The sequence below is a fragment of the bacterium genome, from assembly GCA_020440705.1.
In the GTDB taxonomy this organism is placed as follows: Bacteria; Krumholzibacteriota; Krumholzibacteriia; order LZORAL124-64-63; family LZORAL124-64-63; genus JAGRNP01.
Window position 1 is genome coordinate 1 of sequence record JAGRNP010000105.1, and the last position, 13,937, is coordinate 13,937.

Genomic DNA, 13,937 nt, shown 5'->3' on the forward strand with positions numbered 1-13,937 from the left:
CGAGCTCCGCCTCGCGGGCCGGCAGCGACCGCACTTCGCGCGCCAGCCGACGCTGGGCGTTGGCCTCGTCATCGGCCGCGCGCCGGGTCTCCTGCCACCGCCGGCGCCGCATGCCCACCGCGCGCTCGCGGTCCGGGAAGAGCTCCCGCACCGCCGCCAGGTCATAGCCGCCGGACATCTGCCGGCGCACCTGCCGGGCCAGTTCCCGGTCGGCGTCGTCGCCGTCGGGCCGGTTCAGGTCGAGCAGGCCGAGCCGGTAGCAGTGGGCCAGATGCCCCTCGGGCACGGCCGGGGCGGGGACGGGTGCGCCGTCGCGGGACCAGCCGACCGGTCCGTCGTCGCGCCGGACGGCCTGCAGCGGGCCGGCGTCGTCGGCGAAGGTGGCGGTCACCTCGAACGGCGAGGCCCCCGGCCGGTCGGGCCACAGCAGGCGCTGCACCGCGCGCACGAACGACGACTTGCCGCTCTCGTTGGCGCCCAGCACCAGGTTCACGCCCGGTCGGGCCTCGACCACGAACCCGTCGGGCAGACCCGGCAGACGGGCGGCGGCGAGGCGCTGCAGATCCAGACGGCTCACGGGCGCACCTCCCGGGTCTGGGCCAGCAGGGCGTCGAGGGCCCGCCGTCCGGCGGCCGCGAGCTCGCGCCGCAGGGCCTCGTCGTCGTCGTCCGCGTCCGGATCGATGTGGTTCACCGCGCGGCGGGCTTCCTCCAGCAGCGGCGCCAGGGCCGGATCGCCCCGCTCCAGCGCGAGGATCCTTCCGGCCAGCAGGCCCGGTGGGTCGCTGCGCGCGGCGAGGGCGACCAGGTCGACCGGCGTGCCCACGTCGGCGGTGAGCTTCTCGACGAAGACGACGGTGCCGTCGGCGTCGCGCGCGGTGAGCGCGTCGCGGTCGCATCCGGCCACCCAGCGGGCGATGTCCGCGGCCCGCGTGTGGACTCCGGTCAGGGTGACGCGCAGGCCGAGCAGGTCCGGGCCGGGCGCGCCGTCTTCGGCGCGGGCCAGCCGCGGCATGAGCTGCAGCAGCAGCTCCGGACCCACCTCGCCGTCGTCCGGCAGGACGAATCCGTCGACGCGGATCGCGCGGTGCTCCCAGCGCAGTGGCGCCAGCGCGAGCCGCTCCCACACCACGACGCCGTCGGCGACGCTGGCCAGGACCGGACCGTGCACCCCCGTCTCGTTGGGCGTCGTCGCCGCGACCGAGCCGAGGTAGAAGGGGCGGTGCTCGCCGGGGGCGGGCACGGGGTCGGGGGCGTGGACGTGGCCGAGGGCCCAGCCGTCGTAGCCGGCGGCGTCGAGTTCGGCCGCGGTGACGGGGGCGTAGCGGCTGCCGGGGGCGTCGCGGTCGGCGTGCAGCAGCCCGATGGTGACGACACCCGGCACGGCCGCCGGCACGTTCCCGCGCAGGGGGCTCTCGGCATGGTGGCGCGCGGGAAACGACCACCCGGCCAGGCGCACGTGCGGCGCGATCGGGCAGGTGTCCCAGGTGCCGTCCCGCCCGAGCAGCACCAGATCGTCGAGGACGTCGGCCAGGGCCGGCAGCACCCGCGTGTCGTGGTTGCCCGCCACGGCGCAGACGCGGATGCCGGCGCCGGTCAGGCGGCGCAGCCCCTCCTCGAGTCGCCCCCGGGCCTCGAAGACGTCGTCCTCGTCGTGCACGAGGTCGCCCGCGAGGGCCACGGCATCGACGCCGCGGGAGAGGGCGGTCTCCACGCAGCGCCGCCACGAACTCGCCGGCGTCAGCAGGTCGTCCGCCAGACCGTGGTCGCGCCAGGCGGACGCCGGCACGCGGGCGGCCCGGCGCCCGAGGTGCATGTCGCCGACGAAGAGGATGCGGACGGGGTCTTGGGGCGGCATGGAGACTCCAGGAGAATCGACAGGGAAACGGCCGCCCCATTATGAGGCGGCCGTCCCGCGAAGTCCAGAGGCGCCGCGCCGGGGCGTCAGTCCAGGAGTTTGAGGATCTCCATGGCCACCTCGAGCTCCTCCCGGATCTTGTCGTGGAAGCGGAGCGTGTCGGGCAGGGTCAGGCCGAGCATCTTCAGGGCCTCGGGGCTGCACTCCCGCGGCGGGAAGGCGCCCGGCGCGCCGAAGTCGATCTGGTACGAGATGAAGTCGGCCACGTGGACCAGCGAGGTCAGCTGCGGCACCTTGGCCGACGCGTTCGGCGTGTGGTGGAACTGCACCGCATCGATGACCGAGGGCGGGAAGTTCCAGCCGCGGAAGACGGCCTTGCCGATGTTGGCGTGGTCGGTCTGGAAGAGGGCCTTCTCGCATTCGATCCAGCTGAGGTGCTGCTCGCGGGCCACGGTGCACACCTCGCGGAAGTCCTCGTCGAAGTAGCGCTTCTCGACCAGCTTGCCGATGTCGTGGAGCAGGCCGACCACGAAGGCCTCCTCCTTCTGGTTGATGTTCAATTCCTCGGCCAGGACCTTGCAGATGCTCGCGACGGCGATGGAGTGCTTCCAGAAGTCCATCATGTCGACGGACCCGTCCTCCTCGTCCTTGAAGTAGTCGAACACGGAGGTCGCCAGGGCGGCGCTGCGCACGGCCCGGAAGCCCAGGATGACCACGGCGCGGCTGATGGTCTTGATCTGCTTGCTGTAGCCGTAGAAGGCGCTGTTCACGAGGTGCAGGATCTTCGTCGACAGGGCCTGGTCGTGGGTGATGATCTCGGCGATCTCGGGCACGGCCACGTTCGGATCCTGCATCTTGGCGAAGAGTTCCTGGTAGATCACCGGGAGGGTCGGCACGTCCTTCACGAAGTTCTTCACTTCGCGCGGATGGAGATCCATCAGGGATTTGTAGGTGCTGGTCGTGCTCACGCGCCAATCCTTCTCGCGGGGAGAGGTTCCGTGTTTCCTTTAGTAGGGGTATCGTCGCGAAAACCGGGGTCTTGAGGCCGTTTATGGCTCAATCGGCGGCGAATTCGAGGTGAGGGGCGCCGGGTTCGTGCTCCCGGGCCCGACCGACCACCGCGGCGCACAGGCCGCCGTTTTCCCGCACCACGGCCTGGAGTTCGGCCACCCGGTCGGCGGGAACGGCCACCAGGAGACCACCGCTGGTCTGCGGATCGTTCAGCAGCCCGATCATGTCCGGACCGAGCCCGGGGGCGAAGGCCACGTCGGCACCCACGAAATCGGCGTTCGAGCGGGTGCCCCCGCAGGTGAATCCTTCGCCGCAGAGGGCCGCCGCCTCGGGCAGCTGGGGCACGGCGCCGGCATCGATGCGCAGGGTCAGGCCCGAGCCGCGGGCCATCTCCAGGGCGTGGCCCGAGAGGCCGAAGCCGGTCACGTCGGTGCAGGCGGTGGCGCCGGCCGCGTGCAGCAGCGCGCCGCAGCGGTTCAGGCTGGTCATGCAGGTCACCAGGGCGTCGTAGGCGGCCTGGTCGAGGCGACCCTTCTTCATGGCGGCCACCAGCGCGCCGGTGCCCAGGGGCTTGGTGAGCACGAGCACGTCGCCCGGCCGGGCCGAGCTGTTGCGCAGGATGCGGTCCGGATGCACCTCGCCCGTGACGCTGAGGCCGAACTTCACCTCGTCGTCGCGCACGGTGTGGCCGCCGGCCACCGCGCACCCGGCCTCGGCGCAGATCTCGCCGGCGCCGGCCAGGATCTCGCCCAGCACGTGGTTGGGCAGGCCCACCGGCGGGTAGCCCAGCAGGTTCAGGGCGAGCAGCGGCACGCCGCCCATGGCGTAAACGTCGCTGATCGAGTTGGCGGCGGCCACGCGCCCGAAGGTGCGGGGATCGTCCACCACCGGCGTGATGAAGTCGGCGGTGCACACGATGGCCCGCTCGGCGGTCAGACGGTACACGCCGGCATCGTCCGCGGTGTCGAAGCCCACGAGGAGGTTCGGACCGGCCGCGGCCTGGATGGGTGCGAGAATCTCGGTCAAGTCCCCCGGACTGAGCTTGGCGGCTCAACCGGCCGACTTGGCGAAGCGCGTCAGCGCGATGCGCTCGTCGTGCGACATGGTCACCTCCTCTCCGTGCCGAACGTGCGGCGGTTCCGGCGGCCGGGCTACTGCCCGCCGCCCTTGGCCTCGAGCTTGGCCCACGTGTCCTTCAGCGTGGCCGTGCGGTTCCAGACCATGCGGTCCGGCGTGGAATCCCTGCTGTCGATGCAGAAGTATCCCAGACGCAGGAACTGGCAGCTGTAGCCGGTCTCCTTGCCCGCGAGGCCGGGCTCGAGCTTGGCCTGCACCACCGCGAGGGAGTCGGGATTCAGGTTGGCGATGTAGTCGCCGCCCTCCTCGGGGAAGGGTTCCCGGAAGAGGTTGTCGTAGAGCCGCACCTCGGCGTCGACCGCGTGCGGCGCCGAGACCCAGTGCAGCGTGCCCTTGACCTTGCGGCCGTCGGGCGAGTCGCCGCCCCGGGTGGCCGGATCGTAGGTGCAGCGCAACTCGATCGGGTTGCCGTCGGCGTCCTTGATCACCTCGTCGCAGGTGATGAAGTAGGCGTGCTTGAGGCGCACCTCGCCGCCCAGCTTCAGGCGGAAGAACTTGCGCGGGGCTTCCTCGCGGAAGTCCTCCTGCTCGATGTAGAGCTCGCGCGAGAAGGGCACCAGCCGGGTCCCGGCCTGCGGATCCTCGGGATTGTTCTCGCACTCGATCTGCTCGACCTGGCCCTCCGGATAGTTCGTGATGACCACCTTGAGGGGCTCGAGCACGGCCATGACCCGGTCGGCGCTCTGGTTCAGTTCGTCGCGGATCGACCACTTCAGCAGGTCGAGGTCGACCGTCGAGTCGCGCTTGGCCACACCGATCCGGTCGTTGAATTTCCGGATCGCCGTCGGCGTGTAGCCCAGGCGCCGCAGCCCGCTGATGGTCGGCATGCGCGGGTCGTCCCAGCCGGTGACGTGGCCCTCCTGCACCAGCCGCAGCAGCTTGCGCTTGCTCATCACGGTGTAGGTGAGGTTCAGGCGCGCCATCTCGATCTGGCGGGGGGTGAAGGGCACCGGCAGGTTCTGGATGAACCAGTCGTACAGGGGCCGATTGACCTCGAACTCGAGGGTGCAGAGCGAGTGGGTGATGCCCTCGATGGCGTCGCTCTGGCCGTGGGCGAAGTCGTAGAAGGGGTAGATGCACCAGGTGTCGCCGGTGCGGTGGTGGTGCGCCTTGCGGATGCGGTACAGCAGCGGGTCGCGCATCTTCATGTTCGGATGCGCCATGTCGATCCGCGCCCGCAGGGTGTAGGCGCCCTCGTCGAACTCGCCGGCGCGCATGCGGGCGAAGAGGTCGAGGCTTTCGGCGACGGGGCGGTCGCGGTCGGGGCTCGGCGTGCCCGGTTCCTTCACCGTGCCGCGGGTGGCGCGCACTTCGTCGATGGTCTGGCTGCAGACGAAGGCCTTGCCGTGCTCGATCAGGTGCACCGCCCACGCGTAGAGGGTCTCGAAGTAGTCCGAGGCGTAGAACTCGCGATCTTCCCAGTCGGCCCCGAGCCAGCGCACGTCGGCCTTGATGGAGTCGACGTACTCGGTCTCCTCCTTCTCGGGGTTCGTGTCGTCGAAGCGGAGGTTGAACTTGCCGCCGAACTCCTGGGCGATCTCCCAGTTCAGCAGGATCGCCTTGGTGTGGCCCACATGCAGGTAGCCGTTGGGCTCGGGCGGGAAGCGCGTGTGGACGCGGCCGTCGTTCCGGCCGGCGGCGAGATCCTCGCGGACGAAGGCACGGATGAAGTCCGACTTCTCGGGGCTGCCGGATGCGGGCGTGGTGGTGTCGTGGTCAGCGCTCATGTCGGCCGGGACCTTTCCGGATACGCGGTGGGGGCCGCAGGCGCCCGTTGCGCTTGATAAGCTAAATCCCGGCCGGGGGAATGTCTACCGCCGGCGCGGGCGCGGGGGCGCCCGCATCTCAAGTCTTGCCACCGGGGATCGAAATGGTATGGTCTGCGGCCGAGGGGAGGCGTCACCGCAACGAGGAGGGGGGACCGCATGGCCGCACGGTCCGGTCGCGTCCACACCATCGTCCTGGCGGCTCTCTCCCTGGCCACGGCCCTGCTCGTCGGCTGGGTCGTGTTCTCCGCCTGGGACTTCTACGTCACCGCCTACGGCGACCGACCGCACCACGACGCCTTCCGCGACTTCCGTCCGGCCGGCTTCGTGGGTCACGGTCTCGGCATCCTCGGCAGCGCCATGGTGCTGCTGCTCCTCATCTACAGCCTGCGCAAGCGGATCCGCTTCATGCGCCGCTGGGGGGACATCAGCGTCTGGCTGCGCTACCACATCTTCCTGGGCGTGGCCGGTCCGGTCCTGATCACCCTGCACACGAGCTTCAAGTTCAACGGCCTGGTCTCGATCAGCTACTGGTCCATGGTCGCCGTGGCGCTCAGCGGCGTGGTCGGGCGCTACCTGTACCAGCAGATCCCGCGCAACGTGCTGGGCGAGGCCCTGGGGGCCGACGCCATCGAGGCCCGCGGGGAGGAGATCCTGGTCGAACTGTCGACGCAGCACGGGCTGGGCGACAAGGAGCTGGCGGCGCTGGAACGCTTCGCCGTGGGGCGCCTCGAGGGCCGCTCGGCGCCGGTGGCCCTGCTGACGCTGCCGCTGGTCAACATCCTGCAGGCCCGGAAATTGCAGAGCTTTTTGCTCGGAATTGGAGTCCAACCCACGACGGGGGCCGTGGCGTTGAGCCGGGAATGGGTCCTGCAGGCGCGCCGCCTGCTGCTCTTCCACCAGGTCCGAGACCTTTTCCACTACTGGCACGTGTTCCACAAACCGTTCGCCGTCATCATGATCGTGATCATGATCGTGCACGTGACGGTGGCGGTCCTGTTGGGCTACACGTGGCAGTTCGGACCGGAGGTTCCCTAGGAATCCTCCGGGGGAGGACGATGCAGACAGCCCGCCGAACCCTCCGTGCATTTCGCGGAATGTGGGCGTTCCGACCTCTCACTTCAGGCTCTCTTCTTCTGATAACGGCTCTCATAATCATTATCGCCGCCCCAGCACGGGCCCAGCTCTCGCCCGGCGACCTGAGCTCCGCCCACGAGGAGCTCGAGGGCCTGAAGAAGTGCTCCAACTGCCACCAGCTCGGCAAGCGCGAGGTCGGGCCCCGGTGCCTGGACTGCCACGTGGAGATCAAGGCCATGCGCGAGGGCGGCCGCGGACTCCACGCCGGCGACGACTTCGGCCAGTGCGTCGACTGCCACGTGGAGCATCACGGCCGCGACTACGAGCTCGTCTTCTGGCCGGACGGTCGCGAGAACTTCAAGCACGACGTGCTGGGCTACGAGATGACGGGCGCCCACCTGAAGCTCGCATGCCGCCAGTGCCACAACGTGAAGAACGTGGTCGACCCCGGGAAGCTGCGGGGCTGGAAGAAGGAATTCGACCGCACCTACCTGGGCCTGGCCCAGGACTGCCTGTCCTGCCACGCCGACCCCCACGCCGGCGCCCTGACCGGCGGGCCGGAGCAGAAGACCTGCACCGCCTGCCACGGCACCGAGGCGTGGAAGCCCGCGTCCGGCTTCGACCACGACCGCTCCGCGTTCCCCCTGACCGGCCGCCACCAGAAGGTCGACTGCGCCAAGTGCCACAGGACGAAGGGCGCGCCGGTGACGGTGGGTCAGGCCAAGGTGGCCGTCGCGGTCTTCAAGCCCCAGGCCCATGCCGCCTGCACCGACTGCCACAAGGACCCGCACGTGGGCACCCTGGGCCCGAACTGCACCCAGTGCCACGTGACGGACGACTGGCTGAAGATCAACGGTCAGGCCTTCGATCACAGCAGGACGAAGTACCCGCTCGAGGGCCGCCACGCCGGCGTCAGCTGCGCCCAGTGCCACGACAACGGCCGCAAGAAGCCGGCCTTCGCCGCCTGCCGCGACTGCCACGCCGACGCCCACGACGCGGCCACGCTGGAGCGGCCGAAGCTGATGGTGTGCGAGGATTGCCACACGGTCGCCGGCTTCCGGCCCGCCGGCTACACCATGACCCGGCACGCCGAGTCGGCCTTCCCGCTGCGCGGGGGGCACCAGGCGACGCCCTGCCTCCGCTGCCACCAGCCGTCCGACGGCGCGGCGGCGCGGCGCGGGGTCGATCCCAAGAGCGTCTACGCCCGCGCGGCGAACCTCGCGCCGGCCCACGCGGCCTGCACCGACTGCCATCGCGACCCCCACGCGGGGCAGACGGCCGCCGTCAAGGGCGCGGGCGACACCGCCGGGTGCATCGCCTGCCATGACGAGAACTCCTGGCGCGATCCGCGCTTCGACCACGGCACGACGCGCTTCGCCCTGGACGGCGGCCACGCCCGCGCCGCCTGCACGGCTTGCCACAAGCCGGGTCGTCGGGCCGGCGAGGTCGAACTGCTGTTCAAGGACACGGCGCGGAACTGCGCCGGCTGCCACGACGACATCCACCAGGGCCAGTTCGCCGACCGCCGCACGGCCGACGGCGCGGCCGTCGACTGCGCCCGGTGCCACGTGACCGTCGACTGGTTCGCCGAGAAGTTCGACCACGAGACCGACAGCCGCTTCCCCCTGCGCGGCGGGCACGAAAAGGTCGCCTGCGCGACCTGCCACATCCCGCGCGCCGAGGACGAGGGGAAGATGGTGCGCTTCAAGCCCCTGCCGACCGACTGCCGCAGTTGCCATGGCAACGACGGGAAAGGACAGCCATGAGAGTCCGTCTGCTGACCGCGCTGGCGTGCGCCCTGCTGATCGCGGGCGCCGCCGCCGCCCAGGATGCGCCCCAGGTGCCCCGGGTGGGCAACCCCCACGGGGACATGGATCTGGACTGCCGCCTGTGCCACGACCAGGATTCCTGGGACGTGAGTTCCAGCGGCGGCTTCGACCACGACGCGACGGGCTTCCCCCTCGAGGGGCTGCACCGCTTCGCCCAGTGCCGCGACTGCCACCGCGAGCCGGTCTTCGGCCACGTGGGCACCCACTGCGCCGACTGCCACGACGACATCCACCGCGGGCGGTCCGGTCCCGATTGCGCCAAGTGCCACACCCCGGCCGCCTGGGTCGACCAGCCGCGCATGCGGCAGGAGCACAACGCCACGGCCCTGCCCCTGGTGGGCGCCCACGAGCGCGTGGACTGCGACGCCTGCCACTCCGGCGCCGCCACCGGCGACTACGTCGGCACGCCGACCGCGTGCTACGCCTGCCACCGCGAGAACTACGAGGCCACCGACGATCCGAACCACATGACCGCCGGCTTCGCCACCGACTGCGAGCGCTGTCACGGCGTCTTCTCGTCGACCTGGGGCTCGGGCGACTTCATCCACATGCCGGTCCTGACCGGCGCCCACGCCCGCATCTCGTGCACCGAGTGCCACAGCGGCGGTTTCGCCGGCACGCCGCAGGACTGCGCCGCCTGCCACCAGCCCGACTACGACGGGACCACCAATCCCCAGCACGCCCAGGCCGGCTTCCCGACCGAGTGCGCGCTGTGCCACAACACCACCGCGTGGGTGCCCGGCGCCTACGACCACGATGCCACGGCGTTCCCGCTGACGGGCGCCCACCGCACCCTCGACTGCCTGGCGTGCCACAGCCAGGGCTTCACCGGCACGCCGACCGACTGCTTCGCGTGCCACCAGGCCGACTACGACGGCACCACCGACCCGGACCACGCCCAGTCGGGCTTCCCGACCGCGTGCGCGGCGTGCCACTCGACCAGCGCCTGGGAGCCGGCTTCGTTCGACCACGACAACACCGCGTTCCCGCTGACGGGCGCCCACACGACCGCCGACTGCCTGTCGTGCCACGCCTCGGGCTACACCGGCACGCCGACGGCCTGCGTGGCCTGCCACCAGGCGGACTACGACGGGACGAACGACCCGAACCACGCGGCGGCGAACTTCCCCACGTCGTGCCAGGAGTGCCACACGACCAGCGCCTGGGAACCGGCGAACTGGGACCACGACGCCCAGTACTTCCCCATCTACACCGGTCGCCACCGGGACGAGTGGAACTCCTGCACGGAGTGCCACGTGGTCGCGACCGACTACGGGGCCTTCGAGTGCATCCTCTGCCATGCCCACGACGACCCCGTCGACCTGGCCGGCAAGCACCGCGAGCTCGGCAGCCGCTACAGCTACGTGAGCGCGGCGTGCTACGAGTGCCACCCCACCGGAAGGGCGGAAGATTGAGCCGGCGCGACCTGATCGGAGCCCTCTGCGCCCTGGCGCTCGGGGTGGCGGCCGCCGTGGCGGGGGCGGCCGAGGTGACGTGCCACGTGAAGTACGTCTCGGCCGAGCACGTCTATCTCGACGTGGGCAGCGCCGCGGGCCTGGAGGTCGGCCTCAGGGGGCAGGTGGTGCGCGACGGCGCGGCCATCGGCGAACTGGAGATCGTCTTCGTGGCCGAGCGGTCGGCCTCGTGCACGGTCGTCGGCAAGGTGCAGGAGTTCGTGGCCGGCGACGCGGTCGTCTTCGCGGTCGAGGAGGAGGCGCCCGAGACGGTGGTCGTGCCGGCCCCGGCGCCGGAATCCCGACAGCGCACGCGGGCGACCGCCGGCTCCTCGCCCCGCACCCGCAGCGCCGCGTCGGCGCGGCGCTGGCGCGGCTCGGTGGCCCTGCAGTGGGACCACGGGGCCGAGACGAACGAACGCAAGCTGACCACCGACACCTACCGGCTGCCCTTCCGCATCCGCGGGGAGGACCTCGGCAAGGGCTTCGCCTTCCAGGCGCGGGGCAGCCTGCGCCGCATCGAGCGCGACGGCTTCGGCGCGAGCACGCCCACGGGCGAGTGGCGCAACCGGATCCAGGAGGTGGCCCTCGTGCGCGAAGGCCGCGAACTGGACTGGCACATCGCCTTCGGGCGGATCGGGACCCGCGCCACCGCCACCGCCGGACCGTTCGACGGCCTGGCCGTGAGCCGCCGCATGGCGGCGAACCTGCGCGTGGGCGTCTTCGGCGGCTTCGCTCCCGAGTGGGGCGACCTCGGCTTCGGCACCGACGACCACCTGCTCGGGGCGAACCTGAACTGGGTGCGGCGCGGCGAGAACGGCCGCCTGCTCGACCTGCTGGTGGCCGGCATCGGCCGCTACCGCGACGGCGAGATCAGCCGCGAGTACCTCACCATGACCACGACCTGGCGCGGCGCGGGGGGCCTGAGCCTGCTGCAGGCCGCCGAGGTCGACTTCAACCGCGGCTGGCGCGCCGAGGGCGACGCGCGGTCGGTCGTCCTGTCGAGCCTGGCGCTCACCGGCCGCTACCGCTTCGCGGCGGGCGCGACGGTCGACCTGGGCTACGACAACCGCGAGCCCGTGCGCACCTGGGGGACCCGTTCCCTGCCGGACAGCCTCTTCGCGGACGCGGGGCGCAAGGGCTGGCGCGCGGGACTGAGCCTCAGGCCGTCGCGCTACCTGAACCTGCACGCCTCGGGCAGCCTGCGCCGGGACGATCGCACCGACGACGACGCCACCTCCTGGCAGGTCCGGGCCCACTCGCCGGGGCTGCTGGGTGCGCGCACCTCGCTCTTCGCCGGTCTGCGCGGGTTCGACGGTCCCTGGTTGTCGGGCTGGTCGCCGTCGGGCGGCGTCTCCAAGTCGTTCGCCTCGGGACTTTCGCTGCGGGCCGAAGGCGGCTACTACCATTACACCGGGGCCATCGACGACACCTCCCGCGACAACACCTGGTTCTCTCTCGGGGCCGACAAGGAGATCGCGGCCCGCACCTCCGTCGCGGTGGAGTACCGCGAGGACTGGGGCGACGACATCGAGGGCCGCCGCTGGTTCGTGGAACTGCGGCGCCGCTTCTAGGAGCTGACATGGAATCGCTGCTGATCTGGGTCCTGATGCTGGCGCTGGTCGCGCTGGTGGTCGTGCGCTATACGCGCGGCTTCACGGCGCGGCGCCACGCCGACCGCGACCGCCTGCGGCAGACCCGCGAGCTGGGCATGGACAAGGCCACGGGCCAGTACCCCCTGGTCGACGCCGGCGCCTGCATCGGCTGCGGCACCTGCGTGGCGGCCTGTCCGGAGGGCGACGTGCTGGGCATCGTCATGGGCAAGGCCGTGGTGATCAACGGCGCCCGCTGCATCGGGCACGGCAAGTGCGCCGAGGCCTGTCCCGTGGGCGCGATCCAGGTGGGACTCGGCGACATCACCAAGCGCGACGACATCCCCCTGCTCGACGAACACTGCCAGACGAACGTGCCGGGCCTGTGGATCGCCGGCGAGCTGAGCGGCTTCGCCCTGATCAACAACGCCGTCGACGGCGGCCGCAAGGTCGCCGAGCGCATCGCGGCCACGCGGGGCCCCCGCGGCGGCGGCGACCCCGACCTGTTCGACATGATCGTGGTCGGGGCCGGGCCCGCGGGCATGAGCGCCGGCCTGGTCGCCGGCGAGCACGGCCTGAGCTGCCTGATCCTCGACCAGCAGGGTGCCGGCGGCACGATCCTGCAGTACCCGCGACGCAAGCTGGTCATGGTGCAGCCGGTGGAGATCCCACGTCTGGGCAGGCTGCCCCGGCACGAGTACCGCAAGGAGGAGCTCCTGGAGATCTGGGAGAAGCTGCACTCCGACTACGGCCTGGACATCCGCACGGGCGTGCGCGTGACGGGCGTCAGCGGCAAGGTGGGCGACTTCGCCGTCCGCACCTCCGAGGGCGACTTCCGCGCGCGGCACGTGGTGCTGGCCCTGGGGCGCCGGGGCACGCCGCGCCGCCTGAACGTGCCCGGCGAGGACCTGGCCAAGGTGGCCTACAAGCTGATCGACGCCGAGGCCTACGCGGGTCGGCGGGTGCTCGTGGTCGGCGGCGGCGACTCGGCCGTCGAGGCGGCCATGGGCCTGGCCCACCAGGAGGGCTGCCGGGTGACCCTGTCCTACCGGAAGCCCGACCTCATGCGCATCAAGCAGCGCAACGACGACCGCATCAGGCCGCTGATCGCCGACGGGACCATCGACTTCCGCGGCGGCACCACCGTGCAGTCGATCCACCCGGACAAGGTCGTGCTCGAAGGGCCGACCGGCAGCGCCATCGTGCCCAACGACGACGTCTTCATCCTGGCCGGCGGCATCCCGCCCTTCGGGTTCCTGCGCGAGCTGGGCATCCGCTTCGGCGGCGACCAGCGCGACATCGCCGCGGCGGGGGCGCGTTCGCAGGACGCCGGTTGAGGTCGGACGGCGGCGCGGCTATCATGCCGACGACCACCCGCGACCCCGGATCCGGCCGAAGGACCTGCCCATGCCCCTGCTCGTCGACGCCCGCCCGCACTGGACCGAGCTGACCCTCGACCGCCCGCCGCGCAACGTGCTGGACACGGAGATGCTCGGCGCCCTGGTCGCCACCCTCGACGAGCAGAAGACGGCCGGCCGGCCGCTGCTGCTCAAGGCCAACGGCCGGCACTTCTCCACGGGCTATCCCATCAGCGAGATCCCGTCCGAGATCTTCCACCACGACCCCGCCGTCCGCGCGGGCACGCTCTTCGAGCAGGTCATGGACCGCCTCGTGCATCATCCGGCGCCGATCCTGGCCGCGGTGCAGGGCGACGCCTACGGGGGTGCGGTGGAGATGCTGGCCTGCGCCGACCTGCGCGTGGCCGCCGACACGGCGCGCCTGGGCATGCCGCCGGTGCGCCTCGGGCTCGTCTACAGCCATACGGGCCTGCGCCGGCTGCTGCGCGGGTTCGGGTCGCCGCTGGTGCGGGAGATGCTCATGCTGGGCGAAGCCATCTCGGCCGAGCGGGCCGGCCACGCGGGATTCTTCAACCGGGTGGTGGGTGCGGACGAGCTGGCCGACACGGCGGAGCAGATGATGCGCGCCATCACCCGCGGCGGGCCGGACGCCCTGCGCGGCACGCGCCGCATCCTGAACCTGCTCGAGGAGTGGGAGTCGCTGCCCGACGAGGCCCTCGCCGAGATCGGCCGCCTGCGCCACGCTTCGCGCGCGGGCGACGAGTTCCAGCGCGCGCGCGAGGCGTTCCTCAACAAGGAGCCGTCGCCGTTCGGCGAGGGCGACTAGGCGCTACAGCCGCCAGCGCAGGCCCATCAT

General features: G+C 71.5%; 11 protein-coding genes. 6 read left to right on the forward strand and 5 right to left on the reverse strand.

What is annotated here, in order from left to right:
* The 5 genes from KDM41_13935 to KDM41_13955 form a co-directional block, all read right to left on the reverse strand.
* Positions 1-577 (reverse strand): AAA family ATPase (locus tag KDM41_13935; GenBank protein ID MCB1184525.1); only part of this gene is annotated, 577 nt, incomplete at its 3' end.
* Entirely contained in the window at positions 574-1,857 is a 1,284-nt protein-coding gene (locus KDM41_13940) for a DNA repair exonuclease (GenBank protein MCB1184526.1), read from the reverse strand. The genes KDM41_13935 and KDM41_13940, both read right to left, overlap by 4 nt.
* 86 nt (positions 1,858-1,943) lie before the next feature.
* Positions 1,944-2,825 carry an HDOD domain-containing protein gene (locus KDM41_13945; protein MCB1184527.1) on the reverse strand — a complete coding sequence of 294 codons (882 nt, stop codon included), beginning with the start codon at positions 2,823-2,825 and terminating at the stop codon, positions 1,944-1,946.
* Positions 2,826-2,913: 88 nt separating this feature from the next.
* Positions 2,914-3,894, reverse strand: coding sequence for a selenide, water dikinase SelD (gene selD, locus KDM41_13950; GenBank protein MCB1184528.1), 981 nt, complete (start codon positions 3,892-3,894; stop codon positions 2,914-2,916).
* A 125-nt stretch (positions 3,895-4,019) separates the two neighbouring features.
* Positions 4,020-5,732: a glutamine--tRNA ligase/YqeY domain fusion protein gene (locus tag KDM41_13955; GenBank protein MCB1184529.1), complete on the reverse strand. Its 1,713-nt coding sequence runs from the start codon at positions 5,730-5,732 to the stop codon at positions 4,020-4,022.
* 198 nt (positions 5,733-5,930) lie between these two features.
* On the opposite strand from KDM41_13955, the gene KDM41_13960 reads away from it, so the two are divergent.
* From KDM41_13960 to KDM41_13985, 6 genes are all read left to right on the forward strand, one after another.
* The gene (locus KDM41_13960) at positions 5,931-6,809 is read left to right on the forward strand and encodes a hypothetical protein (protein MCB1184530.1); all 879 of its coding nucleotides are present in this window, start codon (positions 5,931-5,933) and stop codon (positions 6,807-6,809) included.
* A gap of 59 nt (positions 6,810-6,868) precedes the next feature.
* A complete protein-coding gene (locus KDM41_13965; GenBank protein MCB1184531.1) occupies positions 6,869-8,614 on the forward strand; it encodes a hypothetical protein in 1,746 nt (581 codons plus the stop codon).
* On the forward strand, positions 8,611-10,092 hold the full coding sequence (locus tag KDM41_13970; GenBank protein ID MCB1184532.1) for a hypothetical protein: 1,482 nt from the start codon (positions 8,611-8,613) through the stop codon (positions 10,090-10,092). Before KDM41_13965 ends, KDM41_13970 begins: the two co-directional genes overlap by 4 nt.
* On the forward strand, positions 10,089-11,705 hold the full coding sequence (locus KDM41_13975) for a hypothetical protein (protein ID MCB1184533.1): 1,617 nt from the start codon (positions 10,089-10,091) through the stop codon (positions 11,703-11,705). The genes KDM41_13970 and KDM41_13975 overlap by 4 nt, the downstream gene beginning before the upstream one ends.
* 8 nt (positions 11,706-11,713) lie before the next feature.
* On the forward strand, positions 11,714-13,060 hold the full coding sequence (locus KDM41_13980; GenBank protein MCB1184534.1) for an NAD(P)-binding domain-containing protein: 1,347 nt from the start codon (positions 11,714-11,716) through the stop codon (positions 13,058-13,060).
* A gap of 70 nt (positions 13,061-13,130) precedes the next feature.
* Positions 13,131-13,907, forward strand: coding sequence for an enoyl-CoA hydratase/isomerase family protein (locus KDM41_13985; GenBank protein ID MCB1184535.1), 777 nt, complete (start codon positions 13,131-13,133; stop codon positions 13,905-13,907).
* Positions 13,908-13,937 lie beyond the last annotated feature (30 nt).

Excerpts from the sequence above, each read along its gene's own strand:
- KDM41_13960 (MCB1184530.1), top strand. The coding sequence starts at position 5,931 with ATGGCCGCACGGTCCGGTCGCGTCCACACCATCGTCCTGGCGGCTCTC.
- KDM41_13965 (MCB1184531.1), top strand. The coding sequence starts at position 6,869 with ATGTGGGCGTTCCGACCTCTCACTTCAGGCTCTCTTCTTCTGATAACG.
- KDM41_13955 (MCB1184529.1), bottom strand. The coding sequence starts at position 5,732 with ATGAGCGCTGACCACGACACCACCACGCCCGCATCCGGCAGCCCCGAG.
- KDM41_13985 (MCB1184535.1), top strand. The coding sequence starts at position 13,131 with ATGCCCCTGCTCGTCGACGCCCGCCCGCACTGGACCGAGCTGACCCTC.
- KDM41_13970 (MCB1184532.1), top strand. The coding sequence starts at position 8,611 with ATGAGAGTCCGTCTGCTGACCGCGCTGGCGTGCGCCCTGCTGATCGCG.
- KDM41_13980 (MCB1184534.1), top strand. The coding sequence starts at position 11,714 with ATGGAATCGCTGCTGATCTGGGTCCTGATGCTGGCGCTGGTCGCGCTG.
- KDM41_13940 (MCB1184526.1), bottom strand. The coding sequence starts at position 1,857 with ATGCCGCCCCAAGACCCCGTCCGCATCCTCTTCGTCGGCGACATGCAC.